This is a genomic window from Streptomyces jeddahensis (assembly GCF_001642995.1).
GTDB classification, from domain to species: Bacteria; Actinomycetota; Actinomycetes; order Streptomycetales; family Streptomycetaceae; genus Streptomyces; species Streptomyces jeddahensis.
In genome coordinates this window covers 12,397-38,728 of sequence record NZ_LOHS01000075.1, presented here as the reverse complement: position 1 = coordinate 38,728, position 26,332 = coordinate 12,397, and the positions used below count along the sequence as shown (strand labels likewise).

At 70.8% G+C, this 26,332-nt stretch carries 24 protein-coding genes and 1 pseudogene; 13 read left to right on the top strand and 12 right to left on the bottom strand.

Annotated features, from left to right (window positions below):
* The first annotated feature begins 134 nt into the window (after positions 1-134).
* The gene (locus tag STSP_RS14495) at positions 135-1,166 is read left to right on the top strand and encodes a DNA polymerase IV (RefSeq protein WP_067277137.1); all 1,032 of its coding nucleotides are present in this window, start codon (positions 135-137) and stop codon (positions 1,164-1,166) included.
* Positions 1,167-1,253: 87 nt separating this feature from the next.
* Positions 1,254-1,826 (top strand): MarR family winged helix-turn-helix transcriptional regulator, encoded by a 573-nt coding sequence (locus STSP_RS14490; protein ID WP_067277135.1) that lies wholly within the window; start codon positions 1,254-1,256, stop codon positions 1,824-1,826.
* Positions 1,827-1,837: 11 nt separating this feature from the next.
* Here the strand turns inward: STSP_RS14490 and STSP_RS14485 are convergent, their stop codons facing one another.
* From STSP_RS14485 to STSP_RS14440, 10 genes are all read right to left on the bottom strand, one after another.
* Complete coding sequence (locus tag STSP_RS14485; RefSeq protein WP_067277133.1) at positions 1,838-2,569, bottom strand: gamma-glutamyl-gamma-aminobutyrate hydrolase family protein; 732 nt, start codon at positions 2,567-2,569, stop codon at positions 1,838-1,840.
* The gene (locus STSP_RS14480) at positions 2,566-4,056 is read right to left on the bottom strand and encodes an aldehyde dehydrogenase (protein WP_067277128.1); all 1,491 of its coding nucleotides are present in this window, start codon (positions 4,054-4,056) and stop codon (positions 2,566-2,568) included. Before STSP_RS14480 ends, STSP_RS14485 begins: the two co-directional genes overlap by 4 nt.
* A 108-nt stretch (positions 4,057-4,164) precedes the next feature.
* A complete protein-coding gene (locus STSP_RS14475; RefSeq protein ID WP_067277123.1) occupies positions 4,165-5,619 on the bottom strand; it encodes an APC family permease in 1,455 nt (484 codons plus the stop codon).
* A gap of 194 nt (positions 5,620-5,813) precedes the next feature.
* A complete protein-coding gene (locus tag STSP_RS14470) occupies positions 5,814-6,428 on the bottom strand; it encodes a TetR/AcrR family transcriptional regulator (RefSeq protein WP_067277117.1) in 615 nt (204 codons plus the stop codon).
* Positions 6,429-6,456: 28 nt separating this feature from the next.
* A complete protein-coding gene (locus tag STSP_RS14465) occupies positions 6,457-7,302 on the bottom strand; it encodes a fumarylacetoacetate hydrolase family protein (RefSeq protein ID WP_067277115.1) in 846 nt (281 codons plus the stop codon).
* 25 nt (positions 7,303-7,327) lie between these two features.
* Positions 7,328-8,272, bottom strand: coding sequence for a 3,4-dihydroxyphenylacetate 2,3-dioxygenase (locus STSP_RS14460; RefSeq protein ID WP_067277114.1), 945 nt, complete (start codon positions 8,270-8,272; stop codon positions 7,328-7,330).
* Positions 8,265-9,728 (bottom strand): aldehyde dehydrogenase, encoded by a 1,464-nt coding sequence (locus STSP_RS14455; RefSeq protein WP_067277110.1) that lies wholly within the window; start codon positions 9,726-9,728, stop codon positions 8,265-8,267. Before STSP_RS14455 ends, STSP_RS14460 begins: the two co-directional genes overlap by 8 nt.
* Positions 9,729-9,761: 33 nt before the next feature.
* Entirely contained in the window at positions 9,762-10,577 is an 816-nt protein-coding gene (locus tag STSP_RS14450) for an acetoacetate decarboxylase family protein (protein WP_067277107.1), read from the bottom strand.
* A 13-nt stretch (positions 10,578-10,590) separates the two neighbouring features.
* Positions 10,591-11,799, bottom strand: coding sequence for an NAD(P)/FAD-dependent oxidoreductase (locus tag STSP_RS14445; RefSeq protein ID WP_067277104.1), 1,209 nt, complete (start codon positions 11,797-11,799; stop codon positions 10,591-10,593).
* Positions 11,800-11,802: 3 nt separating this feature from the next.
* Positions 11,803-11,991 (bottom strand): ferredoxin, encoded by a 189-nt coding sequence (locus STSP_RS14440; protein WP_067277102.1) that lies wholly within the window; start codon positions 11,989-11,991, stop codon positions 11,803-11,805.
* 360 nt (positions 11,992-12,351) lie between these two features.
* Here STSP_RS14440 and STSP_RS14435 point away from each other — a divergent pair, with 360 nt between their 5' ends.
* The 3 genes from STSP_RS14435 to STSP_RS14425 all read left to right on the top strand — a co-directional run bounded on the left by STSP_RS14435 (position 12,352) and on the right by STSP_RS14425 (position 15,884).
* On the top strand, positions 12,352-13,701 hold the full coding sequence (locus tag STSP_RS14435; RefSeq protein ID WP_067277098.1) for a glutamine synthetase family protein: 1,350 nt from the start codon (positions 12,352-12,354) through the stop codon (positions 13,699-13,701).
* Positions 13,702-13,720: 19 nt separating this feature from the next.
* On the top strand, positions 13,721-15,049 hold the full coding sequence (locus tag STSP_RS14430; RefSeq protein ID WP_067277096.1) for a cytochrome P450: 1,329 nt from the start codon (positions 13,721-13,723) through the stop codon (positions 15,047-15,049).
* A gap of 184 nt (positions 15,050-15,233) precedes the next feature.
* Positions 15,234-15,884 carry an MOSC domain-containing protein gene (locus tag STSP_RS14425; RefSeq protein ID WP_067277094.1) on the top strand — a complete coding sequence of 217 codons (651 nt, stop codon included), beginning with the start codon at positions 15,234-15,236 and terminating at the stop codon, positions 15,882-15,884.
* 27 nt (positions 15,885-15,911) lie between these two features.
* Here STSP_RS14425 and STSP_RS14420 read toward each other — a convergent pair whose 3' ends face one another.
* Positions 15,912-16,940: a helix-turn-helix transcriptional regulator gene (locus tag STSP_RS14420; protein WP_067277091.1), complete on the bottom strand. Its 1,029-nt coding sequence runs from the start codon at positions 16,938-16,940 to the stop codon at positions 15,912-15,914.
* A gap of 235 nt (positions 16,941-17,175) precedes the next feature.
* On the opposite strand from STSP_RS14420, the gene STSP_RS14415 reads away from it, so the two are divergent.
* The 7 genes and pseudogenes from STSP_RS14415 (at position 17,176) to STSP_RS39625 (ending at position 24,661) form a co-directional block, all read left to right on the top strand.
* A complete protein-coding gene (locus STSP_RS14415; protein WP_067277089.1) occupies positions 17,176-18,225 on the top strand; it encodes a sugar ABC transporter substrate-binding protein in 1,050 nt (349 codons plus the stop codon).
* 9 nt (positions 18,226-18,234) lie between these two features.
* Positions 18,235-19,839 carry a sugar ABC transporter ATP-binding protein gene (locus STSP_RS14410; protein WP_067277086.1) on the top strand — a complete coding sequence of 535 codons (1,605 nt, stop codon included), beginning with the start codon at positions 18,235-18,237 and terminating at the stop codon, positions 19,837-19,839.
* Complete coding sequence (locus STSP_RS14405; protein ID WP_067277084.1) at positions 19,836-20,831, top strand: ABC transporter permease; 996 nt, start codon at positions 19,836-19,838, stop codon at positions 20,829-20,831. The genes STSP_RS14410 and STSP_RS14405 overlap by 4 nt, the downstream gene beginning before the upstream one ends.
* A gap of 32 nt (positions 20,832-20,863) precedes the next feature.
* On the top strand, positions 20,864-22,561 hold the full coding sequence (locus STSP_RS14400; protein WP_067277081.1) for an amidohydrolase: 1,698 nt from the start codon (positions 20,864-20,866) through the stop codon (positions 22,559-22,561).
* Between the two features lie 48 nt (positions 22,562-22,609).
* Positions 22,610-23,167: pseudogene (locus STSP_RS40180) on the top strand (MFS transporter); the annotation flags it as partial.
* Positions 23,168-23,579: 412 nt separating this feature from the next.
* Positions 23,580-24,104 carry an MFS transporter gene (locus STSP_RS40175; protein ID WP_232789646.1) on the top strand — a complete coding sequence of 175 codons (525 nt, stop codon included), beginning with the start codon at positions 23,580-23,582 and terminating at the stop codon, positions 24,102-24,104.
* The gene (locus STSP_RS39625) at positions 24,101-24,661 is read left to right on the top strand and encodes a TetR/AcrR family transcriptional regulator (protein ID WP_067277065.1); all 561 of its coding nucleotides are present in this window, start codon (positions 24,101-24,103) and stop codon (positions 24,659-24,661) included. Before STSP_RS40175 ends, STSP_RS39625 begins: the two co-directional genes overlap by 4 nt.
* Before the next feature lie 63 nt (positions 24,662-24,724).
* Here STSP_RS39625 and STSP_RS14380 read toward each other — a convergent pair whose 3' ends face one another.
* On the bottom strand, positions 24,725-25,267 hold the full coding sequence (locus STSP_RS14380) for a DUF488 domain-containing protein (protein ID WP_067277390.1): 543 nt from the start codon (positions 25,265-25,267) through the stop codon (positions 24,725-24,727).
* A gap of 237 nt (positions 25,268-25,504) precedes the next feature.
* On the opposite strand from STSP_RS14380, the gene STSP_RS14375 reads away from it, so the two are divergent.
* Entirely contained in the window at positions 25,505-26,272 is a 768-nt protein-coding gene (locus STSP_RS14375; RefSeq protein WP_067277062.1) for a sulfite exporter TauE/SafE family protein, read from the top strand.
* The last annotated feature ends 60 nt before the right edge of the window (positions 26,273-26,332 follow it).

The following is a 26,332-nucleotide window of genomic DNA, read 5'->3' as shown; positions in this document are numbered from 1 at the left end:
GGGGCGAGCCGCCGACCGCTGCCGCAGCGACCACGTCACCCGTCATCTGATCCGGACGCGGTCCGTGACGACCGGCGCGGCGGCACGGCACGGACAGAAGACGCATCACGGGTAGAAGACGCATACTGAACTGCGTGTCCGGCAGGGACTGGGTGCTGCACGTCGATCTCGACCAGTTCATCGCCGCGGTCGAGGTGGCTCGTCGGCCCGAGTTGCGTGGACGGCCGGTGGTGGTCGGCGGCTCCGGCGACCCCACCCAGCGAGGGGTGGTGGCCACCGCCTCCTACGAGGCGCGCGAGTTCGGCATCCACTCCGGCATGCCGCTGCGTACGGCGGCCAAGCGCTGCCCCGAAGCCGTGTTCCTGCCCTCGGACCCGCCCGCCTACCAGCGGGTCTCCGGCCAGTTCATGGCCACGCTGCACCGGTTCCCGGTGGTCGTCGAGGAGCTCGGCTGGGACGAGGCGTTCCTCGGCGCCCGCACCGACGATCCCGAGGCCATGGCCGCAGAGATACGCGAGGCCGTACGGGCCGGCACCGGCCTGTCCTGCTCGGTGGGCATCGGCGACAACAAACTGCGCGCCAAGCTGGCCACCGGATTCGCCAAGCCGGCCGGCACGTACCGCCTCACCCGCGACAACTGGGCGGCCGTGATGGCGGAACGGCCGACCGACGCGCTGTGGGGCATCGGACGCAAGACCGCGAGAAGGCTGGCCGATGCGGGCCTGCTCACCGTCGCCCAGCTGGCCAGGGCCGACCCCGACGAACTCGCAGCGCGGTTCGGCCCGACGCAGGGACCGTGGTACCGGATGCTCGCACTGGGTGTCGGTGACACCGAGGTCAGCGGTGCTCCCTACGTTCCGCGCTCACGCAGCCGCGAGACCACCTTCCAGCACGACCTGACCGACCGCTCCGAGATCGGCGAACACGTCGCCGCCCTGGCCAGACGCGTGGCGCGCGATGTGGCCGACGAAGGCCGCCCGGCACACCGTGTCGCGGTGAAGGTGCGGTACGCGCCCTTTTTCACGCAGACCCACGGCATCACGCTGCCCACGCCGAGCAGCGACCCGGCCGAGATCGAGCGCGCGGCGCTGGCAGTGCTGGAACGGTTCGAATACGACCGCCCGGTACGGCTGCTCGGCGTGCGCGCCGAATTCGGTGAGACGTAAGATCTCCCGCCATAGAATTTGGTTCCAAATGATCGGACGGCCGACTCGGTCGTCCGGATCCGGCAGGGAGAAACAGAGGGAGCGCCAGTGCCCGGCGATCGGTCCATCACGGAGGCGGAGAGGCTCGCCGAGGCGAAGCTCGGCGGCATACCCATTCGCCGGGAGCAGATGGCGGCGGTGGCCAACATCTACCGGGCGGCGTCGGCGGTCAGACAGCACCTGGAGAACTCGGTGCTGCGGAGCTCAGATCTGACCTGGACCGCGTTCGTGGTCCTGTGGGTGGTGTGGGTGTGGGGCGAGTCGGAGACCCGGCACGTCGCCGAGGAGGCGGGCATCTCCAAGGGGACGCTGACGGGTGTGGCCCGCACCCTGGAGTCGCGCGGACTTCTGCGGCGCATCGGCCATCCCACCGACGGCAGGCTGGTCCTCCTCAGCCTCACGGACAAGGGTGAGGACTTCATGCAGCGGGTGTTTCCCGCGTTCAATGAGGAAGAGGCCTTCGTGACAGCGCAGTTGAGCAGCGCGGAGTGCCGGGGCCTCGCCGAAGGACTGCGACGCGTCGTGCTCCAGGTCGAAGAGCACGGTGAGGAGCGTCGTCGGGCCCTGCTGGACGGTGCGGAGCCGGCGCCGAGGCGCAGCGGGCGCCGTCCCAGGGCCTGACCGGGCATTTCTCAGCCGGTTCGGCGCGCGGCATGCACCAGCGCGTCGAACAGAAGCTGCTGGGCGGGGTCCTCGTGGGCCGTGTCCTCCGGATGCCACTGGACGCCGACGAACCAGCCCGCCGCGTCCGTCCGTTCGACGGCTTCGACCGTTCCGTCGGCGGCGCGGGCGGTGACGGTCAGCCCGCTGCCCAGCCGGTCGATGTGCTGGTGGTGGTAGCAGGACGCCTCGACCTTGTCGGCGCGCGTGATCCGGGCGAGGGCCGAGCCGCCGGTGAGGGTGACGGGGTGCCTGAGGTGCCGGTGCTCGTGCTCGGGGCCGCCCATGTCCTGGTGCAGGGTTCCTCCGAGAACGGTGTTGACCACTTGCAGACCGCGGCAGATCGCCAGGAGCGGCAGCCGCGCCGCCAGGGCCTGGCGCGCGACCTCGAGGTCGAAGGCGTCTTGTTCGTCGTCCACGTCGTAGACGGTCTCGTGCGCGTCCGCGGCTCCGTATCGGTGGGGAGCGATGTCACCGCCGCCCGGGAGCAGGACGCCGTCGAACCGGTCGAGGCGGGCGGCGACCTCGGCCGGGTCGCAGGTGCCGCCGGGCGCGTGCGGGTGGATGGTCACGGGCTCGCCGCCCGCCCGCCAGACCGCCTCGATCAGGGCGCGGGCATTGACCTCGGCGGCGTAGCGGAGGGCCGAGGTGGTGGCGGAGAAGCGGGCCGGAACGGCGATCAGGGGCCGGGGTGCGGACGTCACAGCTGGATCCAGGTGGTCTTCAGTTCGGTGTACTTCTCCAGGGCGTGCACGGACTTGTCGCGGCCGTTGCCCGACTGCTTCATGCCGCCGAAGGGGACGGTGAGATCGCCCTCCTCGTAGCAGTTGACCCAGACCGTTCCGGCCTTCAGGGCGCGGGAGACCTGGTGGGCGGTGGACAGGTCGGAGGTCCACAGGCCCGCGGCGAGGCCGTACTCGGTGGCGTTGGCCAGCCGTACCGCCTCGTCGAGGTCGTCGAAGGTGAGGACGGACAGGACGGGGCCGAAGATCTCCTCCCGGGCCAGTCGCATGCCGGGGTCCACGCGGTCGAAGACAGTGGGCTGGAGGAGGCTGCCGCCGGTGGCGGTCCGGGTGCGCTCGCCGCCGATGCGCAGTCGGGCGCCCTCCGCCTGGCCGGTGGCGATGTGGTCGAGGACGCGGTCCAGGTGGGCTGCTGAGACCAGGGCGCCCATCTCTGTTGCCGGGTCGAGCGGGTCACCGACCCGGAGTTCCCGCGCACGCCGGACGACGGCCTCGGTGACCTGCTCGGCTATGGAGGAGTGCACGAGGAGCCGCGAGGGCGCGGTGCACATCTCGCCCTGGTTGAAGAAGATGCCCCACGCGGCGGTGGCGGCGGCCTTGTCCAGGTCCGGGGCATCGGGGAGGACGATGTTCGGCGACTTGCCGCCCAGTTCCAGCCAGACGCGCTTGAGGTTGGAGTCCGCGGCGTAGCGCAGGAAGTGGCGGCCGACGGCGGTGGAGCCGGTGAACGCCAGGACGTCGACGTCGGGGTGGAGGCCGAGGGCCCGCCCGGCCACCGGTCCGTTGCCGTTGACCACGTTGAGCACGCCGGGCGGCAGTCCCGCCTCGGTCGCGACCGCGGCCAGCAGCAGGGCGGAGAGCGGTGAGTTCTCCGACGGCTTGAGCACGACCGTGCAGCCGGCCGCGAGTGCGGGGGCGACCTTCCAGCCGGCGAGCGTCAGCGGGAAGTTCCAGGGCACCACCGCCCCGACGACGCCTGCCGGCTCACGGGTGACCAGGGCGAGGGCGTCCGGTGGGGTGTGCGGGGACTCGTCGGTGAGCTTGTCGGCCAGCTGTCCGTACCAGCGGAAAGTGTTGATCACGGCGCGCAGTTCGATGTCGTGGGCATCCGTGATCGGCTTGCCCATCTCCAGGCTCACGGTCAGCGCCAGTTCCTCGCGCCGCTCTTCCAGGAGTTCGGCGATGCGTACGAGGACCCGGCCGCGGTCGGCGGGTGCCAGTCGCGGCCACGGCCCGCTGTCGAAGGCTCGGCGCGCCGCGGCCACGGCGGCGTCCACCTCGGCGGCACCGCCGTCGGCGACCTCGGCGAGCACATGGCCGTCCCGTGGCGAGACGACGGAGAAGCTGGAGCCGCCACCGGCTTCCTCGACGCCGTCGATGTGGTGGGCGCCGGGCAGCTCGACTGCTTCGGCTCGGCGGAGCCATTCGTCGTGGGTGACGGCGGGCATGCGGTCCTCCAGAACACGTTGATCATTTGATCTCAAACGAAATGGGTGTGACTGTGCCCGTACCGGCGCGCACACGGATACCGGGCGCGCGCCGGAGGCGGGAAAGGATCAGCCGCCCTGGGCCTCCGGAACCCGGCCGCGCCTGACGCGTTCGGTGATCACTCCGAGCGCCATCACCGCAGGTACCGACAGCACGAGCCACAGGGCCGTACGCGCCTCACCGCCGATGAGAGTGGTGAAGTTGTCCAGGATCAGCCAGATGGCACCTGCGAGGCCGAGCGCACCCAGCGTCGGCGCGATCAGGGTGTTCCACAGGCGGGTGTCCTGGCGTCCGCGGCGGAAGAAGACGACCACGGACACCGAGGTCAGCAGGTACAGCAGCATCATCGCCAGGACCGCGAGTCCGCTGAACCACGAGAACAGCGTCAGTACCGGGTCCTTGCCGGCCAGCGCGAAGGGCACGACGAGGGCCAGGGCGATGACGGTCTGGGCGCAGCCGGCGATCCACGGCGAGTGACGGGTGCTGACGGTACACAGGCGGCGCGGCAGCAGGCCGTCGCGGCTGAGCGAGAAAAGGTAGCGGTTGGCGGAGTTGTGGAAGGTGAGGATGCCCGCGAACAGGGACGTGGCGAGCAGGGCGGGCAGCACGTCGTTCACCCAGCCGCCGAACTGTGCGGCGATGGGGGCGAAGACGAAAGCGGAGGCGTCGCCGCTCTCCAGCGCCTTGCCCGCCGCCCCCGCGGCCTTGGAGGCACCGTAGGCGGAGATCAGCATCCAGGACGTCAGGGCGAAGAAGCCGGTGACCACCACCACCGACAGATAGGTGGCCCGTGGCACGGTCTTCTTCGGCTCCCGGGCCTCCTCGCCGTAGATCGCTGTCGCCTCGAAGCCGAACATGGAGGCGACGGCGAACATCACGGCGACACCGGGCGCTCCCTGCAGGGCCGCCGACGGGGAGAAGCTGTTGGCGACACCCAGTCCCTCGGGCCCGCCGCCCTTGAACAGGGTGACCAGCCCGAACAGCAGCAGAATGCTGAACTCCGCCAGGACGAACACGGCCAGCACCTTGGCGCCCATCTCGATCCCTGCGGCGCCGAGTGCCTGCACCACGGCCATCGTGACGAGCGTCCACGCCCACCACGGCACGTCCAGACCGGTGTGGTGGGCGACCAGGCCGCTCACGGTCGCTCCGTACAGGCCGTACATGGCGGCCTGGATGGTGCAGTACGCGAACAGGGCGACGCCCGCGCTGCCGGCACCCGCGGTCCGCCCGAGTCCCTTGCCGATGTAGGTGTAGAAGGCGCCCGCGTCGACGACGTGGCGGCCCATCGCGACGAAGCCGACCGAGAACAGCAGGACCACCGCTCCCGCCAGCACATAGGCCGCAGGGGTACCGGACCCGTTGCCGATCGCGACGGAGATCGGGGCCGCCCCGGCGATACCGGTCAGCGGGGCCTGAGCGGACAGGACGAAGAAGAGGATGCCCAGGACGCCCAGGGCATTGGGCTTGAGTGTGGATGCGTCCCGCACGGTCCGCTCTGCGGAGACCGTCTGACTGTCCACTCGGATCACCTGCCAGAAAAGGAGGGGAGGATCGTTTCAGGCCAAACGAGTTGCCTCATCGTGTGGCGTAACTATCCGTTTGGCAAGGGGTTCAGGGCCGGCAATCGGTCGGCGCCGCGAATTCTTACAGCGCCGTGACCTGGCGACCCGGTGGGCGTTCGATCCCCGTGTGGGTCAGGCGATCCCCGTCTGGGTCAGTCGCCGTCCGCACCCTCGGCGAGCCCCTGCAGCAGGGTCCGCAGCTCCGCGAGGGCCTCTTCCGTGACCTCCCGCTCCCCGAACACGAGCTGGTGCAGCACCAGGCCCTCGAGTGCCGCGAAGACCAGCCGGTACAGGCCCCGGTCGACCGGCCGGGGCAGCATCCGGGACAGCTCCCGCTGCGTGGCGTCGAAGTACTCCTCGTACAGGGCGCGCAGGTGCGGCAGCAGCTCCGGCCTGCGGCGCGCCTCCAGGAGCAGTTCGTACTGGAAAGCCTGGAGGTCCGGACAGGACTCGACCATGTCCGCCAAGCCCGCGGAGAAGTCCGAGACCTTGCCCGTTCCGGTGTCGAGCGCGCTGCTGCTGAGCGAGGACCTGATGGCGTGCGAGACGGCCTCCTCGATCAGCGCGTCCCGTGAGCCGAAGTGATGCACCACGAGCCCGTGGGTGACCCCGGCCTCCTCCGCCACGGCCCGGTAGGTGAGCTTGCGCAGCCCGCCCCGGGCCACCACGCGCACGGCGGCGTCGAGCAGGGCCACGCGCCCGGCCCCGTAGTTCTTCACGCGCTTGCGGGGGCGGCGCTCACCGGCGGACTCGACGGGCTCACTCATGGCCCCGACCCTACCGACGCCGCTCCGCTCAGCGCTTCGGCGGCCTGATACCACGGAACTCCCAGTCGCCGCCGAGGGCGGTGGACAGCACCTCCTCGGACTCGGTCGGCTGGGCGCCGACGTCGGTGCGGATCGCGGTCGGCCCGGTGACGATGTGGTTGGTGAGCTTGCCGAGGCCCTCGACCTCCACCTCCACGACATCGCCGGGCTGCACCGGGCGCGAGTTGGCGGGCGTGCCGGACAGCAGCACGTCACCGGGGTACAAGGTGATGGTGCGGGCGATGTCGGCGACGAGGTAGTGCATGTCCCACTTCATCTCGTCCGTCGAGCCGTCCTGGACGACCTCGCCGTTGACGTAGGTCCGCAGGCGCTTGCCGTGGAAGTCCCAGTCGGTGACGAGGCCGGGACCGAGCGGGCAGAGGGTGTCGGAGCCCTTGACGCGGAGCATGGATCCTGCGTCGGTGTCGCGGAAGTCGTGCAGGCCGTAGTCGTTGGCGACCGTGTAGCCCGCGATGTACTCCCCCGCCTCCGCGGGCGAGATGTTGCGGGCGGTCCTCCGGATGACGATGGCCACCTCGCCCTCGTAGTTGAGCCACTTGCAGCCCTCGGGCCGGACGATCGCTCCCTTGTGGGAGTTGAGGGACGAGGTCGGCTTGTGGAAGTACGTGGGGGTGTCGGGCAGGGCGATCTGGAACTCGTCGACGCGGCTGCGGTGGTTGAGGTGGACGGCGATCACCTTGGAGGGGACGACCGGGGGCAGGTGCCGGGCGTCCTCGATCTTGACACGGCGGCCGTCTCCGGCGACGAGTTCGTCGCCGTCCCGAACGGTCTCGACGACGGCGCCGTCGAGGAGGATGCGGCGGTACTCGGGCATGGCGGGTTGCCTTTCTGCGGGCGTCCTAGACGCGGCTGTGCGGGTGGCGAGGGGCGGAAGGCGCGGAGGACGCGGTCAGGCCGGTGCCGGTCCAGCCGTCGGCCGGGCGGTCGAACCAGAGGTGGACCTGGCCGGTGCCGACGGAGTTCTCGTACTCGCCGTACTGGCGGGCCTTGGCCGTGCAGGCCTGCTCGCCGAGGGCGCCCGCCATCATCAGATAGTGGAAGAACTTCGCCTCGGGCTTGTACTTCCAGAACTCGTCCATGCGATCGAGGACCTTGTCGTGGCGGCCCTCCTTGAACCAGGCGATGCGCTCATAGTCGGCCTCGCGCGCCTCGGGGGTGCGGATGTGCACCGGGTCGCTGGCCTCGTGGTCGCGCAGTTCGCGCAGCGGCCAGAAGGTGTGCGACAGCGCGCCCGAGGCGATCAGCAGCACGCGGCGGCCAGGGGTGGCGGCGATGCCGTCGGCGAGGGCGCGGCCGAGGCGGAGGTGGTCCTCCATGTCGCCGGTCTGGCAGACGCCGATGGTCACCCACCGCTTGTCGGGCAGGCCCTCGCCGAGGAACTTCCACAGGTTGATGGTGGCGTAGTAGATCGGCAGGTACTCGTCGTCGATCGCGGTGATCCAGGTGCCGTGCTTGTCGGCGAACGAGGCAAGGTTGTGGGCCAGTTCGGGGTCGCCGGGGAAGTCGTAGGGCATACGGCACATGCCGCGCGGCAGTTCCTCGGAGGTGAACAGGCCCGCGCGCCGCTGCTGGGCGGTGACGACGAACTCGACGGTGGTCGCCCAGTGGGAGTCCAGGACGACGACGGTGTCGTAGTCGTCGCGTTCGAAGACGTCCTTGCGGAGCTGCTGCAGGCCGGTGACGAGGGTGATCTCCTTGCCCTCGTTGAGCTCCAGCCGGTCGGCCTCCGGGAGCACGATGGTGGGGACGTGGGCGAGGAGGCCCGCCCCGACGATCTTACCCATGGTTGTTCCATCCGTTCGGGGCGGTCACGGTGTTCTTGACGTCGCAGTAGAAGTCGAAGCTCCAGGTGCCGCCCTCGCGGCCGACGCCGGAGAGTCGGGAGCCGCCGAAGGGGGCTTGCAGGTCTCGTACGAAGAAGCAGTTGACCCAGACGGTGCCCGCGACGAGCTGGGAGGTCACGCGGTCGGCACGCTCGGGGTCGCCGGTGGCGACGGTGGCGGCGAGGCCGAAGCGGGTGTCGTTGGCGAGGCGCACCGCCTCGTCCTCGTCAGCGAACGTCTGCAGGGTGAGGACCGGTCCGAAGACCTCCTCCTGGACGATCTCGGAGTCCTGGGCGACGTCGGTGAGCAGGGTCGGGGCGTAGTACTGGCCGTCCTTGCAGTGACCGCCGATGACCGCACGGGCCCCGGCGGCGATCGCCCGCTGCACGAAGCCGTCGATCTTCTCCAGCTGACGGGGGTGGATGTTGGGGCCGATGTCGGTCGCCTCGTCGCGCGGGTCGCCCTGCTTCAAGGCGGTGGCCTTCTCGACGAAGCGGCGCGTGAACTCCTCGGTGATCGACTCCTCAACCAGCAGCCGGGTGCCCGCCAGGCACACCTGCCCGGCGTTGTCGTACTGCTCGACGGCGAGATCGACGGCGAGATCGAGGTCGGCGTCGGCGAACACCAACAGCGGTGATTTCCCGCCCAGTTCGAGGCTGAGCGGAGTGAGATTCGACGCGGCCGAGGCGGCGATCCGCTTGGCCGTCGGCACCGAGCCGGTGAAGCTGATCCGGCGTACGTCCGGGTGCGAGGTGAGCGCGTCGCCGATCTCCGAGCCGTACCCCTGGACGACGTTCAGCACCCCGGCCGGGAGTCCGGCCTCGGCGGCGATGTCGGCGAGCAGCGAGGCGGTCAGCGGGGACCACTCGGCGGGCTTGAGGATCACGGTGTTGCCGGCGGCGAGCGCGGGCGCCACCTTCCAGGTGGCCAGCATCAGGGGCGCGTTCCAGGGCGTGATCAGCACGCACGGGCCGGCCGGGTCCCACGAGACGTGGTTGGTGTGGCCGCGTGTCTGGAAGTCCTCGTGATCCAGCGTGCGCAGCCAGTCGGCGAAGAAGCGGAAGTTGTGGGCGACGCGGGGCATCACGCCGCGCCGGTGCGAGCGCAGCAGGGCGCCGTTGTCGTTGGTCTCGACGATGGCCAGCTCTTCGAGGCGCTTTTCGACGCCGTCGGCGATGGCGTGCAGGATGCGGGCGCGTTCGGCGCGGGGCGTGGCGGCCCAGCCGGGGAACGCGGCCTTGGCGGCGGCCACGGCGGCCGCGGCCTCCGTCGGCGTGCCGCGGGAGATCTCGCCGAGCGTGCTGCCGTCGATGGGCGAGACGTCGGTGAAAGTCTCGGCGGAGGCGACGCGCTCGCCGCCGATCCGGTGCCGGGTGTCGACGGCGACCCCGGCCACGGTGATGGTGTGCTCGGTCATGTCCGGACTCCAAGTGGTCTCGTACGGAGAGGGTTATGCGGCACCGGAGGTGCCGGACTCCAGCAGCCGCCCGCCGTCCCACTCGACACCGACCTGCCGGTAGTAGGCGGCGATCGGCTCGCGGATCTCCAGGCGGGCCAGCTCCTCGGTGGGCGCCTCGAACAGCTCCAGCTCGGCGTCGCCGACCCAGGGCTGCCCGCCCTCGAAGGAAGCGGCACCCGACTCGATCAGCTCGTCCAGCGCGAGCCCCTTGCCCTTCTCGATCGACGGCAGCCAGCGGTGGTGGGCCATCGGGTGGCCGTTGACGAAGCCGTTGGTCTCGGAGGGTTCGCGCAGGGTGACCACGGCCTGGGCCAGACGCCGGTCGGCGGCGGCAAGCGTGGCGCCGAAGCGCGCACCCCCCTCGATCCGCGGAGCCGGCCCGTAGGGGTGGGGGCGGGTCTGGTGGATGGAGCCGAGCTTCTTCGGGTAGCCCTGGTGCAGCCCCCGGGCGATCGCGAAGTCCTTGTCGACCCAGATGTACACGCAGCGCGAGTACGTCTGCCCCTTGTACTTGCAGCGGACGACCGCGAATGCCTCCTTGTACTGGGAGAGCACCGGGTCCAGCAGCTCATCCCCCGAGGTGGAGCAGGACTGCCAGTCGGCCCAGATCAGGGCGACCGCACCCGGGTCCTCGTCGGCCAACTCCAGTGGCTCGGGCAGCAGTTCACGTACGCGGGCGGGGTCGGTGCGGTACTCGACGGTGAGCAGATCGCCGGAGTAGCGCCACGGCGGAGAGGGGATCAGCGACGAGGCGCCCGTCGCCGTCTTGGGGTGGAAGTATCCACGGAGTCCACGGTCGGTGGTCATGGTCAGGGGTTCCTTAGGCAGTGAGGGCGGGCTGCTTCAGCAGTTCGGCGCGGTAGCGGGCGGCTGCGGCTGCGGCTGCCTGTCCGCCCAGGGCGACGACGCCGACCAGGCGACCGCCTTGGTGGTAGCCGGCGAGGACGTCCCCGTCGAGGTCGCCGTCGAGGACGCGCACGTCGTCCTTGCCGAGGACGGGCGCACCGAAGGACTGGAGCCGGAAGTCGTGCTGGTCGCTCCAGAAGGTGGGCAGCGGCGCGAACGGGGCCGGCGCGATGTCCGCACCGGCGAGATGCGCGGCCAGCACCTTGGCGGCGTGCTTGGCGGTGTCGGTGGGAATGGACCAGTGCTCGACTCGGCGGGGCACGCCGTCGTAGCGGGCGTTGGGGAAACGGGCGACGTCGCCGACGGCGACCACGGCGGGGCGGCCGCCGACACGCAGGTGCTCGTCCGTCAGCACACCGTCGGCCAGGTCGAGGCCGTTGCCCTCGAGCCACTCGGTGTTGGCGACGGATCCGACGGATTCCACGACCACGTCGGCCGGGAGGACCCTGCCGTCGCCGAGTACGACGCCGGTGACGCGGTCGTCGCCCTCGAAACCGGCGACACCGGTGCCGAGTGCAAAGCGCACCCCGCGCTCCTTGTGCCGCTTCAGCAGTGCGCGGGCCAGCAGTTCGCCGAGCGGCCCCATCATGGGGAGGGGCAGCGGGTCGACGACGGTGACCTCGGCGGCGCCCAGGGCGACGGCGGTGGCTGCGACCTCGCAGCCGATGAAGCCGGCTCCTACCACGACCACGCGCGCACCCGGACGGGTCAGGGCCTCGCGCAATCCCTGGGCGTCGGCCAGCGTACGGACGGTGTGCCGCCCGTCGACGGGACCGGGGCAACGGAGCCGCCCGGGCCGCATGCCCGTGGCGACGACCAGCCCGGCGTAGGGCAGGACCTCTCCGCCATGGAGCTCGACGATCCGCCGCGCGAGGTCAGCGGCTACCACCTTCGCGCCCAGACGCCATTCCACGTCGGAGACGCTCGCGCGGGGCCGGAAGGCCAGCGACTCGAAGGGCGCCTTGCCGGCGAGTACCTCCTTGGACAGCGGAGGCCGGTTGTAGGGCATGTGGGGTTCGTCCCCGACGAGCGTGATCGGCCCGTCCCAGCCGGCGGCGCGCAGCTGCTCGGCGGCGCGCAGGCCGGCCATGGAGGCACCGGCCACGACGATGGGTGCGCCCACGGCTCAGTCCTCGATCCGGATGGCCTGCAGCGGGCAGACGTCGGCGGCCTCTTCGACGTCGTCGCGCAGCGCGTCGTCGGGGTCGCTGACGTAGGCCAGGCGTCCGGCCTCGTCGAAGCTGAAGACGTCGGGTGCGGCGAAGACGCACTGGCCGTGGTCCTGGCACTTGTTCATGTCGACGACGACCTTCATGGCCGGTCCTCCTGTGCTGAGGGCGTCGGGGCAGGGAGAGGCAGAGAAGAAAGAGGGGCCCGGCCCGGATGCGACCGGGCCCCGGCCACAGAGGTGCGGCGGACACCGCACCCCCTACTCGTTTGGCTTCAAACAACATAGGAAGTGGCCGGACCCTGGTCAATAGCTATCCGCATGGATAAATTTTTCGGGCCAACCCCTTGCCGGGAGGTGGCGGGCTCCATACCGTTTGGCATCAAACAATGAGTGCGGCTCCTGCTCCTTCCCTTGCAGTACGCAGTCCGACGCCGCCCCTCCGCCCCTTCCCCCAGGGCCCTCGAGGCCTGGGAGGCGCCCCAACTTCCCCTAGAGGAGACATCGGTGAGCGCATCCGACCCCCAACCCGTCCGCCGGCACATGGACCGGCTCGCCGCCGAGGGCATCGACGTGGTGCGGGTGACCTATCCCGACCTCATCGGCACCGACCGCGCCCGCGACGTACTGCTGGATCACCTGCCCTCGGCCTGCGACCACGGTCTGGCCTTCTGCCGCGCCGTGTACCACACCAGCCCCCAGGGCGACGTGGTCCCGGTCCCCGGTGGCCTCGACGCGGGCCTGCCTGACATCTGCGTACGCCCCGACCTGGACACACTTGTCCCGCTCCCGTGGGAGCCCGGCGTCGCCGCCTGCCTGGGCGACGTCACCGACCCGGCCACCGGCCTGCCCGCCCCCGAGTCACCCCGGGACCTGCTGCGCGCGGTCCTGGACCGATGTACCGAACACGGACTGCGCCCGGTGGTCGGCCCGGAACTGGAGTACTTCCTGTGCGAACCGGATCCCGCGGGTGGCTGGCGCCGCTACAGCGAGGCATCCGGAGTCGTCTACACCGCTGGCCTGCGCGCCGATCCCGACAACCACGTGCTGCGGATGCTGCGCCTCCTGCGCGACCTGAACGTCGGTGTGATCAGCGGGAACCACGAGTTCGACGGCGGGCAGTTCGAGATCAATCTGACCCACTCCGACGCGATGGACGCCGCAGACCGTGCCTTCCGCTTCAAGTCGGCGATCAAGGAACTGGCCCGCAAGGAGGGCCGGCTGGCCACCTTCATGGCCAAACCGTTCAACGACGCCGGGGGCTCCGGCTTCCACCTGCACTTGTCGTGCGACAACGACGAGGGACACAACGTCTTCGACGACCCGTCGGCGCCCCACGGCCTGTCCGCCACCGCACGCCACGCCGCCGCCGGCATCCTCGCCCACGCCCCGGCCTTGGCCGCCTTGGCCAACCCGACGGTCAACTCCTACAAACGCTTCGGGCCCGACACGCTCGCCCCCTGGCTGATCGACTGGGGCCTGGACAACCGCAGCGCCATGGTCCGCATCCCGCCCGAGCGCGGCTCCGGCGCCCGCCTCGAGCTGCGCCTGGGCGACGCCGGCGCCAACCCGTACCTGCTGATCGCCGGCACCGTCGCCGCCGCGCTGCTGGGCGTCCAGGCCGGCGAGGAGCCGCCCGCGCCGCTCGAGGGATACGGCTACGACACTGCCAAGTCCGCGACGCTGCCCACCAGCCTGTCTGCCGCCCTCGACGCCCTGGAGGCGGACACCGCCCTCGCCGACGTCCTGGGCAAGGACTTCACCACCTCCTACCTCGCCTACAAGCGCGACGAGGTCGCGCGCTTCCAACGGCACGTCACCGACTGGGAGTTCACCGAGTACGCCTACCACCTGTGACGCAAGGAGCCGCCACATCATGACCACGACCGCCCAGTCCGTGACCGACACCCAGTCCGTGGCCGACACCCAGTCCGTGACCGAGGCCGTGCTCGAGCCGCTGCCCCTGGCCGACGTCGACCTCGCCGACCTCGACAACTTCACCGACGGCATCACGCCCTGGCGGATGTTCCACACCCTCCGCCACGAGGACCCTGTCCACTGGCAGCCCGAGGAGGCGCCCAACTCCGGCTTCTGGGCCGTGACCCGGCACGCCGACATCGCCCGTGTCGACCGCGACGCGGAGACCTTCACGTCCACGAAGTTCGTCAACCTCGAAGAGGTCGACGACGACCAGATCAAGAAGCGCGCCTCCATCCTGGAGCTCGACGGCGTCCGCCACCGCGCGATGCGCAGCCTGCTGCAGCGCCAGTTCGGCGCGAGCGTCATCAACAGCTACACCGACTTCCTGCGCGGCCTGACCGCGACCACGCTGGACGCGGCGCTGGCCAAGGGCACCTTCGACTTCGTCAAGGAGGTCTCCGCCGACTTCCCCATCAACGTCCTCGCCCGCCTCCTCGACGTGCCGCCGGAGGACAACCAGCAGCTCATCGACTGGGGCAACCGCATCATCGGCAACACCGACCCCGACTACGCGGACGTACTCCTGCACAGCGAGGAGAGCGAGAAGTACCGCGACCTGCCGTTCCGCTCCCCCGCCTCGCTGGAGGTCTTCGCCTACGGCAGGGAGCTGGCGCGGCAGCGGCGCGGCGGGAACGGCACCGACCTGATCTCCAGGCTCGTCAACGAGACACCGCGCGACGGAGTACCGCTCTCGCAGCAGGACTTCGACAACTACTTCCTGCTCCTGGTCGTCGCCGGAAACGAGACCACCCGGCACACCATCACGCACTCGATGCTCGCCCTGCTGCAGCACCCCGAGCAGCTGGCCCGCCTCCAGGAGGACCCCTCCCTCATCCCGGTCGCGGTGGAGGAGTTCCTGCGCTGGGCCTCACCCGTCTACCACTTCCGCCGGACCGCGACCCGCGACGTCGAACTCGGCGGCAAGCGGATCAAGGAGGGCGACAAGGTCGTTATGTGGTTCGCCTCCGGCAACCGCGACGAGGAGGTGTTCGGCAACCCCTACGACTTCGACGTCGCCCGGCAGAACAACGACCACGTCACGTTCGGCAAGGGCAGCCCGCACCTGTGCCTGGGCAATCTGCTCGCCCGCACCGAGATCCGGATCATGTTCGAGGAGCTCATCCCGCGTCTGGCGGACATCCGCCTCGCCGGCGACGTCCCCCGCGTCCGCTCCAACTTCGTGAACGGCATCAAGAAGCTGCCGGTCGAGGTGACCCTCGCCTGACCGCCCGTCCGGCGGTCGGCCGCACCCCACGGTCTCGGGGCGTGACCGACCGCCGTTGCCGTGTGTGCCCGTGCCCTACGGCCAGCGCGAGGATTCGCTGCAAGACGCGGACAGTCACGCCGCAAGCGGCAGCGGTAGGGAAATATGTCGCCCTCCGGGGGTAGCCGACCGTACAGTCGCCCCCATGAAGCTGCTCTCCGTGAATGTCGGCAGGCCCCGCCCCAACCCATGGAAGGGCCTCAGCGCGACGGGCATAGACAAGCGGCCCGTCGATGGCCCGGTCGCTGTGATCGCCCCCGGCGCCAAGGGCACCGGTACGGTCGGTCTCGTCGGCGACCGGGTCTACGACGTGAAGCACCACGGCGGCTCCGACCAGGCCGTATACGCCTATGCCCGCGAGGATCTCACTAGGTGGGAGGCCGAGTTGGGCAGGCCGCTCACGAACGGCGTCTTCGGAGAGAACCTCACGACCGTCGACCTCGACGTCAACGGCGCCCTGATCGGCGAGCGCTGGCGCATCGGGCCAGATGTCGTCCTGGAGGTGTCGTGCCCGCGGATCCCGTGCGCGACGTTCCAGGGCTGGCTGGAGCGTGACGGTTGGATCAAGCTGTTCACTCAGGCCGCGCTGCCGGGCGCGTATCTGCGTGTGATCGAGCCGGGGCAGATCCGCGCCGCCGATCCGGTGGAGATCGTGCGCCGACCCGACCATGACGTGACCGTCGCGCTCGTCTTCCGTGCGATCACACGTGAGCCGGAACTGCTGCCGCGGCTACTGGTCGCCGACGCACTGCCGGAGGAGATCAAGGAACGGGCCCGCAGGCGTACCACCGCGTAGACGATCGATTTGGGCGCACCCCGGCCCTCAACCGGCGTGCACCCGCTCCACGAAGTACTCGACGTCTTCAGCGGAAGGCCGCAACACGCCGTCCCGCACGGCGAGCGCGGTGGCCTCCGCACGCGAGGCGCATCCGGTCTTGCGCAGCAGGTGCTCGATGTGACTGTGCACCGTCCGCGGCGACAGGAACAGAGCCTGCGCGATGGCCTGGTTGGTCTGGCCCCTCGCGGCCCGCGTCAGCACTTCCAGCTCGCGTGGGCTCAGACCGTACGGCAGCTCGGCGGGCGCCTCGTGCACCAGAACCGCCTTCCGCGCGATCGCCGACCCCACCGTGCACCGGCGCAGTACCACCCGGCGCCAACCGCTCCCGACCGGCCACAGGACCCGCAGCCGGATGCCGCCCACATCTGTGAACGCCCCGACGAGGCGGCGGAAGCCGTCGTCTTCCAACACCTCGGCGGGTGCTCGGCCCGGCAGATCGATGACGCCGTCGGCAGTGACGAGGTTGGCCCCCGCCTCCGTCGGCAGTTCGTGGAGGTCGTTGGTACGGGCTGTCGGGTCGGCGAGGGCGCCCAGTGCCGGGAGGATCGAGGCGAGCAGTCGCCGCGCCTCCGTGTCGTAGGCGTCCGGCCCTTGAGTGGACAGGTGGATCAGGCCGACGAGGCGCCCCTCGTGGCGCAGCGCCCCCGTCATCCCATCACGGAAACCGGCCGGCCGGACCCGCTCGGCGTAGAACCAGCCGTGCCGGAAGCGCGGCCCGGGATCGTCGGCGTCCTCGGAGATGGACTTCGGCAGTGTCTGCCGTACGACGTTGCCGTACCACGGGGTCGAGACGAATTCGGCGGCCAGCGCCTGAGAGGTCTCGGCGGGGTAGCCGATGCCCGCGATCTGCGTGTGGGTTCCGGTGATGGGATCGATCCCGAGCAGGGTCACGGCGTCGAAGGGCAGGGCCCGGCCGAGCTCGTGCAGCGCCTGGGCGCAGGCCGTGGCGGTGTCGCGTTCGCGGGTGAGCATGCCGATGCGGGTTGCGGCCGCGATCTGGCGATGGCTGAGCATACGAGCCTCCCGGGCCCGGTTCCGCACAGATTGTTTGGGCCCTAACGATAGGCGGTTCCCGAAGCACCGCACAATGCCGTTCACCGTTCCGTAACGGGGGATTCCTCCTGCTCGGCGCTGGTGGCTCGCACAGTCGGTATTTGTACGGATGGCAGGGCGCGACGCCCGGGTCTTTCCTGTTCGGCACAGCCGGACGCCCGCCGTACCGGGCCACATCCTCTGGGAGAGCCCCGCCATGACCAGATTCCCCTACTCCGCCCTATCTGCCTCACGCCGGCAGTTCCTCACCTGGTCCGGCGGCGCCGTCGCGGTCGGCGCGCTGGCCACCGCGGGCTGCTCGGCGCCCGGCGACGGCGCCGGCTCGGCGAAGGCCGCGGACGCGGCCGCCGGCTCGTCATCGGGGTCGAAGCCTCTCACCAGGATCGGCCTGGACTACCCTTTCACCCAACTCCCGCTCTACTCGACCCTGGTGAAGCTCTCCACCGCCGCCGCGAAGAAGCACGGCGTCTCCCTGCTGACCACGAGCGACGCGGGCAACGCCGACACACAGGCCACCAACCTCAATACCTGGGTCTCCCAGAAGGTCCCGGCCATCGTGTCGTTCCCGATGGTCTTCGAGGCCACGGAGTCCATCGCCAAGGCGGCACTGGACGCGGGCCTGATCTGGGTGACGTACGGCGGCTCGCTGGAGCATCAGAGCGCGGACATCCAGTTCAGCTTCCTCAAGGGCGGCACGCTGCTCGGGGAGGCCGCGGCGAAGTGGGCCAACGAGCACCTCGGCGGCAAGGGCAAGGTCGCCTTCCTCACCGACAGTACGATCCAGCTGGGACGCGAGCGCACCAAGGGCATGATCGACGCGTTCACCGAGCACGCACCCGGAGTCGACGTGGTCGCCCGGGAGCAGGCCATCGACCCGGACACCGGGCTGTCGAAGTCCCGTGCCGTCCTCGCCAAGCACCCCGACCTGAACATCATTCTCGGGGTCACGGACGCCGCGGCGTACGGCGGTTTCAAAGCGCTCCAGCAGGCGGGCCGGGCGAAGGGCGACGCCAAGACCTTCGTCGGCGGCCAGGACGGCTCCGCCCCCTCCCTCCTCGCCATCAAGCAGGGCACGTTCTACCGCGCCTCGGCCGCCCTGGCACCGAAGGACATCGCCTCCGCCATCGTCGACGTACCGCTCGCGGTCGCCGCCGGGAAGGCGAACCCCGGCGCCGAGGTGCCGATCACGCTCGTCCAGCACGGCGACACCGTGAGGATCGACGCGCTGCTCGCCCAGAACGCCTAGGCACTCACCATGTCGGAACCCAATCTCCGTATCCGCGGACTGAGCAAGTCCTTCGGCGGCGTCAGGGCGCTGGACGGCGTGGACCTCACCGTCCCCGCAGGCCAGGTGCACGCCCTCCTCGGGCACAACGGCGCAGGCAAGTCCACCCTGATCAAGTGCCTCGGCGGGGCCTTCCCGCCGGACGCGGGCACGATCGAGGTGGGCGGGGCCCGCTACACGCAGCTGAGCCCGCGCGAGTCGATCGCCGCAGGCGTGGCGATCATCTTCCAGACACTCAGCGTCGTCGACTCACTGACGGTGGCCGAGAACATCTTCCTCGGCCAGGAGTGGACCAAGTACGGCCGCATCGACCGGCGCGCGCAGGAAGAGGTCGCGGCCGGACTGCTCCAGCGGGTCGCGGCGAGCTGCTCGCCGCGCGACCGGGTGGGCGAACTGCCCATGGGACAGCGGCAGTTGGTGGAGATCGCCAAGGCGCTCAGCCGCAGCGCCTCGGTGCTGGTCCTGGACGAGCCGACCGCCGCCTTGTCCGGAGCCGAGAGCGGCGCCCTGGCCGAGCGGGTGGAGGATCTGCGCGCCCAGGGGCTGGCCATCGTGTACGTCACACATCTGCTGGCCGAGGTGGAGCGGCTCGCAGACGCCGTCACGGTGCTGCGCGACGGGCGCGTGACCCATCACTCGCCGGTGTCGGGGCAGACGCGGCGCGAGCTGGTCGATGCCATCGTCGGCCGGCCGGATCCGCTCCCGCCGATCACGGCAGTGGGTGGGACGGGCGATGAACCGAGGACAGCCACCGAACGCGGGATCGCCCTCGGCAGCTCGCACGACAGAGCCCACGGTGTCCCGCCTGCCGCGCGTCTCACGGTGGACGGGCTGTGCGGCCCCGGGTTCGGACCCGTCGACGTCCGTGTCGCCGAAGGCGAGATCGTCGGACTGTACGGGCTCATCGGCTCCGGCCGTACGCGCATCCTGGAGACCCTCTTCGGCAGGCGCCGCGCCTCGGGCGGAACCGTGCGCGTCCGAGACCGGGCCATCGTTGCCGCCCGGCCGGCCGACGCGCTGGCCGCGGGGTTCGCCCTCGTACCGGCGGACCGGCGCAGGCAGGGGCTGTTCCCGGGCTTGAGTGCCCACGACAACGCGCTGCTGCCGACCGTCCGTCCGCTGGCCAGGGCGGGCGTGCGGGCGCTGGGCGCCGAGCGGCGGATCTTCGGCGCACTGTCCGACGCCGTCGGGTTGCGCCCCGCCCGGCCGCGCCTGCCGGCGGCCGCCTTCTCCGGCGGGAACCAGCAGAAGCTCGTCCTGGGCCGGTGGATCAACGAGGCGCGCAGCGTCGACGTCCTGCTGCTCGACGAGCCCACGCAGGGCGTCGACGTGGGCGCCCGGCAGGAGATCTACCAGGTCGTCTCCACACTCGCCGCCCAGCAGGGAACGGCCGTGCTGTTCGCCTCCAGCGACCCCGAAGAGGTCGTCGCGCTCGCCCACCGCTGCCTGATCATCTCCGCCGGCCGGATCGTCGGCGAGCTGAGCGGCGCCGAACTCACCGAAGCCGCCCTCCTGTCGGCCGTCCACGACGCCGACGCGGCCCCGAAGACGACTCCCTCCGAAGGAGCAGCATGACCACCGCCACCACCACCCCCGCCGACCACCTGTCGCCGGGCCTACGCGCGGCAGGAAGCGGACTGAACACCATGCGGCGGCATCCGCTGCTCCTCGTCCTCGCCCTGATGGTGCTGGTCTTCCAGCTGACGACCGGCAGCTTCCTCGACGCGGGCAACCTGCGCGGGATCGCCACCGACGCGGCCACCCTCGCCATCGTGGCCGTACCGCTGGCTCTGCTGGTCGTCAGCGGCTACCTCGACCTGTCGGTCGGCTCCACCCTCGCCCTGGGCGGGCTGGTGGCCGGCTGGCTCGCCGGGCAGCAGCACCAGTCGCCGGTCGTCGCCGTGCTCGGCGCGCTGGCCGCGGGCGCCGCGGTGGGCGCGGTGAACGGCATCCTGTGCTGCCACCTGGGGCTGTCCGCCTTCATCGTGACGCTGGCCATGCTGGCCGCGGTGCGCGGACTGGCGCAGCAGCTCTTCCCGTTGCCCTTGAGCAGCTTCGGCTCGGGGTTCGCCTGGCTCGGCGGGGCGCGCATCGCCGGGATCGACGCACCAGTCGTCATCGCCGCGCTGGTGCTCGTGGCGGGCGCTCTGTTCCTGGCGTTCACCCCCGCCGGGCGGCACGTCTTCGCCATCGGCGTCAACCGGGAGGCCGCCTACCTCTCCGGCATCAACATCCGCCGGGCGCCGTTCGCGCTGTTCGTCGTCACGGGAGTCGCGGCGGCCCTGGCCGGAGCCATCAAGGCGTCGGTGCTGGACAGCGTGGTCGCCGGGACCTCGGGGGCCGGGTTCGAACTGACCGTGCTCACCGCGGTGCTGCTGGGCGGGGTCGCGCTCACCGGTGGCTCCGGCTCGGTCTTCGGCGTACTGCTCGGCGTGCTCTTTCTCGGCTGTCTGCAGAACGGTCTGACGCTGCTGAACGTACCGACGTTCTGGCAGCAGATGGCCCAGGGAGTCGCCCTGGTGGCGGGCGCCGCCCTCGCCTCCTTCGGTCCGCGGCTGACGCGGTGACCACATCCCCCTGTCTGAGAGAAAGGCTTCACGTGAGCGACAGCGCCCCCTCCCTCCTCCTGACCGGCGGTCAGGTACTGACCATGGACGCCGACTTCTCGGTGGTCGAAGGCGTGGCCGTGCGCGGCCGCGACATCGTCGCCACCGGCAGCGACGCCGACATGCGCGGCCTGGCCGGGCCCGCAACGAGGGTCGTCGAACTCGGCGGCCGGACAGTCCTTCCCGGCATCAACGACTCCCACCTGCACGGGGCCGCTTACGGCATGACGAAGCCGCCCTTCGCCATCGACGTCGGCCACCCAGCGGTGGCGTCGATCGCCGACATCGCCGCCGCCGTGGACCTGGCGGTGCGTGCGTCCCGGCCCGGCGAGTGGGTCACCGGGCTGGGCTGGGACCCCGGCTACCTGGCGGAGTGCCTGGCGGACCCGCGGCGCTTGCCGCACCGCCGGGACCTGGACGCGGTCGCCCCTGACCACCCGGTATGCCTGACCGACTTCTCCTCGCACATGGTGTGGGCGAACAGTGCCGCACTGCGCCGGTGCGGCATCGACGCGGCAAGCGTGCCACCGCCGGGCGGCGTCATCGACCTCGATCCGGACGGCGAACCCACCGGCATCCTGCGCGAGGCCGCCCAGCGCCTGGTCCAGGCCGCCCTGCCATCGCGCACCGTCGCCCAGCGCCGCCACGCCATCCAGAACGTGATCCGCGAGCTCCACACCCGCGGCATCACCAGCTACACCGAGCCCGGCCTCGGCCCGGGCGGCACCGGAACCCTGTTCGGCGGGCTGAGCACCGACAACTGGACCGCCTACGCAGACCTCGCGGCCACCGGCGGCCTCCAGGCCCGGGTCAGCGTCCTGCTGCTGCCCGCACCCATGGGCGGCTCCGCCGACGACGTACGCAAGGGACTGGCCGAACTGCGGCGCCCGGACTCCGCGGACCCGCGCCTGCTGCACGCCATCGGCGTCAAGATCTTCGCCGACGGGGTGCCGCCGAACCGTACGGCGTGGATGAAGGAGCCGTACGCCGACGGCGGCCACGGCGCGCTGTGCGTGCACGGCGATACCCCGGCGCTCCAGGTCGACGAACTCCGCGAGATGATCCGTGTTGCCCACGAAGCGGGTTTCCAACTGGGCGTGCACGTCACCGGAGACCGCGCCATCGACACGGTCGTGGACGCCTTCGTCGCGGCGGACGCGGCCGCGCCGCGCCCGCACGCCCGGCACTACGTCATCCACGGCGACTTCATCGGTGCCGGCAGCCTCGCGAAACTGGCAGCGCACGGCTACGGCGTCAACATGAACCCCGCCATCAAGTGGACCATCTCCGACCTGATGGACGAGGTCGTCGGGCCCGCGCGCTCCGCGTACCAGTGGCCCGTACGCTCCGCGTTCGAGGCCGGGATCCCGGTCTGTGCCAGCTCCGACGCACCGATCACGGAGCCCGACTGGCGGCAGGGGGTCGCCGCGATGATGTTGCGCGAGTCGAAGGCGAGCGGCCGGCGCAGCGGCCCCGAGCAGTGCGTGGGCCTCGCCGAGGCCCTGCGCGCGTACACGATCAATCCGGCACGCCAGGACTTCGCGGAGGACTGGAAGGGATCCATCGAGGTCGGCAAGGTCGCGGACCTGTGCGTCCTGGACCGCCCGCTGCTGGGCCTGGACCCGCACGGGATCACGGACATCGCGGTGGACCTGACGGTGTTCGACGGGCAGGTCGTCCACGAGCGCTGAGCCACTCGCGAGGCCCGCCGACGACGGGGAGTAGCATGTCATCAAGCGATGACATCACTCGATGACAAGATTTGCCCGTCTGTGCAACCGCCGCGCACTCCCTCACTCCCCCGGCAACGGGCGCTGGTTCCGGTACTGGTCTCCCTCGGCCTGCTGGTCGCGATCGTCAGCAGCCTCGGCGCTCCGCTGATCCCGACGATCGCCGCCGTGGACGACGTGTCCCTGTCCAGTGCGCAGTGGTCGTTGACGGTGACGATGCTGGTCGGCGCCGTCGCCACCCCGACAATGGGGCGCCTGGGCGACGGCCCGCACCGCCGGAAGGTGATCCTCACCGGCCTGGCCGCGGTGCTGGTGGGCAGCGTGCTGGCGGCTCTGCCGCTGGGCTTCGGCGCGCTGATCGCGGGCCGGGCGCTCCAGGGTCTCGGGATCGGGCTGACGCCGTTGGCCATGGCCACGGCCCGTGACGCGCTGCCGCCGGAGCGGTCGCGGTCGGCGGTGGCGACGCTGTCGCTCACAGCCGCCGCGGGCATCGGTCTCGGCTACCCCGTGACCGGGTTGCTCGCGGAGTACCTCGGCCTGTACGCCGGGTTCTGGTTCGCGGCGATCGCCGCCGCCGTGACCCTGGCCGCCGCCGTCGTCGCCCTTCCTCCGTCGCCGCAGCGCCCGGCGCACCGACTGGACGTGCTCGGTGCCGTGCTGCTGGCCGCGGGCATGGCAGGGCTGCTGTTCGCGCTCACCCAGGGCGGGCACTGGGGCTGGGCGTCGGCCCGTCTGCTGGTACTGGCCGTCGTGTCGGTGCTGCTGCTGGTCTGGTGGGTCGTCCATGAGCTGCGTACGCCGCATCCGCTGGTGGACGTACGGCTGGTCCGGGGCCGGGTGGTGCTCGCGGCCAACCTCACCGCTGTGGTGGGCGGTGTGGGAATGTACCTGCTGATGTCACTGGTGACCCGGTTCGTGCAGACGCCGGGGACTGGTGCTGGTTCCGTTCTCAGCCGGCAGCCTGGCAGCTGGCCGGCTGGTGCGCGTCCTGAGCCGCACCGTCCCGCTCGCCCGGCTCCTGCCCCTGGGCTGCCTGATCTCCCTCGTGGCCGTCCTCTCCTTCGTGCTCGCCCGCGACAGCCTGTGGCAGGTGTTCGTCACCATGGCCCTGGCCGGGCTGGGCATCGGTATCACCGTCTCGGTCATGCCCGCACTGATCGTGGGTGCGGTGCCGGCGCGGGAAACCGGCAGCGCGATGAGTTTCAATCACGTCGTGAAGTACATCGGCTACTCGACCGGCAGTGCGCTCAGCGCGGTGGTGCTCCAGGCCCACACCGCCGCGGGCCAGGCACTGCCGTCGAACGACGGCTACCGGACGGCCGGACTGCTTGCCTGCGCCGTGTGGGTGGCCACGGGCCTGGTGAGCTACCTGCTGATCCGGTCGCGTGGCGGCGGCACGCGGACGGTGCTGACCGCTGGTGGGCAGAAGCCGGCGAAGCATGCAGACGCCGGCACGTTGCCGCACCAGGACGGCGGCACGCGACACAGCTCGGTCGACCGGTGAGCGACGGAACGCCGGCGCGCCGCCGCGATGCGGCGCGCAGCCGTGAGCAGTTGCTGCGGGCGGCGAGCGAGCTGTTCGCCGAGCGGGGATTCGACCGCACCACGACCCGCGACATCGGAGAGCGCGCGGGCGTGGACCCGGCCCTCATCGCCCGCTACTTCGGCAACAAGACCCAGCTGTACGTCGCCACGCTGCAGAACGCGACGGGCGACGCGGTTCCGGCCGACCTGCTGGACCCGGACCGGCTCCTCGAACTCCTCGAACGGGTCGACCTCCGCGGCCCCGGTCCGATCACCCAGGTCGCCGTCCAGCCGCACAGCGCCCCCGCAGCCCAGGACGCCGCCCGCGCGGCACTGCGCACCCGACTGGTCGAGCCGCTGCTCGACCGTTTCACCCGCGAGGGGCTGGACCGGCCGCGTCTGCGGGCCGAGATCGTGGTGGCGGCGTTGATCGGGGTCCTGCTGGGACGCAGGTCGGGCGCATTCGACGAACTCGGCCAAGCCGAACCCGATGACCTGGTCACGCTGCTGCGGGACACGCTCAGCGGTGGGTCCTGAGGACGGGGGAGGCAAGCGAGGCTGACCCGCCGACGGACGCGGGCTGCCCCGCCGACAGATCCGTCACCCGGGGAGGGGAGGTTGGCCCGCGTCATAGACCAGCAGGCGGAGTTCGGGCAGCACGCGCGCCTCGGGGCTCGGGATGTGCCGTTGCAGTCTGCCGTCGTGCATGAGGTGCAGAACCTCGACCTCGCGGGCGAGGACCAGGAAGTCGGCGATCATCTTGCGGTGGCAGCGCCACCACACGGACTCCGCGCACATGACCGTGGTGCGTTCTGCGGCCACCTCGACGAGCAGGTCCTCGATGGCGGCGAGAAACCCCGGGGAGCGCATATGGGCGGCGTACCCGCAGAACGCACGGTTGCGCAGCGCGGTGTCGGGCGTGTCCGGCCGAGCCTTGCGCCAGCCGCCGAGCCGCTTCTCCCAGCGGTAGCCCAAACCGGCCTGCGGCAGCCAGCGTGACATCGCGTCGCGGTTGGCGTCGGGGTTGTGCCGGCTGGCCGGCGCCGTCCGCACATCGACCAGTCGGCGCACCTCGGCGCCATGCAGAAGCCGCGTCATCTCCACCGCGCCGGCGGTGCCGTGGCCGAAAGTCAGCAGCTGCATGTCACGTGGGCCTTGCTGAAGCGGAATGTCGTGAAGCGGAATGTCGTGAAGCGGCATGTGGTGAAGCAGCATCGCGCGTAACCGCGTCCATACGCCGATTATCGCCCGTGACACTTCGGCCCCTGCCGAAGCATTCGGTTTCTATGCTCGCATCGTGAACACCGCATATCTCGGCAGCGTGCCCGCCGCGGCGCCCGACATCCGCATGGGCGGCGGTTGTGTGAAATCAGGCGACGCGTGACGGCGGCGGAAATGCTCGCCGTTTTCGGCGCGGGTATCGGTGCCGGCGCCATCAACGCAGTCGTCGGCTCCGGAACATTGATCACCTTTCCGGTTCTGCTGGCGACCGGGCTTCCGCCCGTCACCGCGACGGTCTCCAACGCACTCGGCCTGATCCCCGGCTCGATCAGCGGGGCCATCGGCTACCGAAAGGAGCTCAGCGGGCAGAGCCGACGCATCCTGAAGTTCTGTGCTGGCGCCCTCGTCGGCGGTCTCACGGGCGCCACGCTCCTGCTGGCCCTGCCCGCGACGGCATTCGAGAGAATCGTGCCGGTCCTGGTGGGCCTCGCTCTCGTTCTGGTCGTCCTCCAGCCCTGGATCAGCAGAAAACTACGCCACCGCCGCGAACTGAACGGCGAGTCCATGCGCCCCGACGGCGGCCTGCTGCTGTTCACCGGGCTGACCCTGGCGAGCGTGTACGGCGGCTATTTCGCCGCCGCCCAAGGAATCATCTACATGTCCCTGATGGGCATGCTCCTCGACGACAGCATGCAACGCCTCAACGCCATCAAGAACGTTCTCGTCGCCGTCGTGAACGCAGTCGCCGCGGTCTTCTTCCTCTTCGCCGCCGCATTCGACTGGACCGCTGTCGTACTCCTCGCGGTCGGTTCGGCCGTCGGCGGCCAGATCGGGGCCGCGGCGGGCCGCCGTCTCGGCCCCGCAGTCCTGCGCGGCATCATCGTGGCGGTCGGCACCGTGGCCATCGTCCAGTTGCTGCTTCGCTGACGTGCGCCTTCGGCGTGGGCGTACGGCGGCCCGCATCCTCGCCGGTTCGCCATGCGCGCG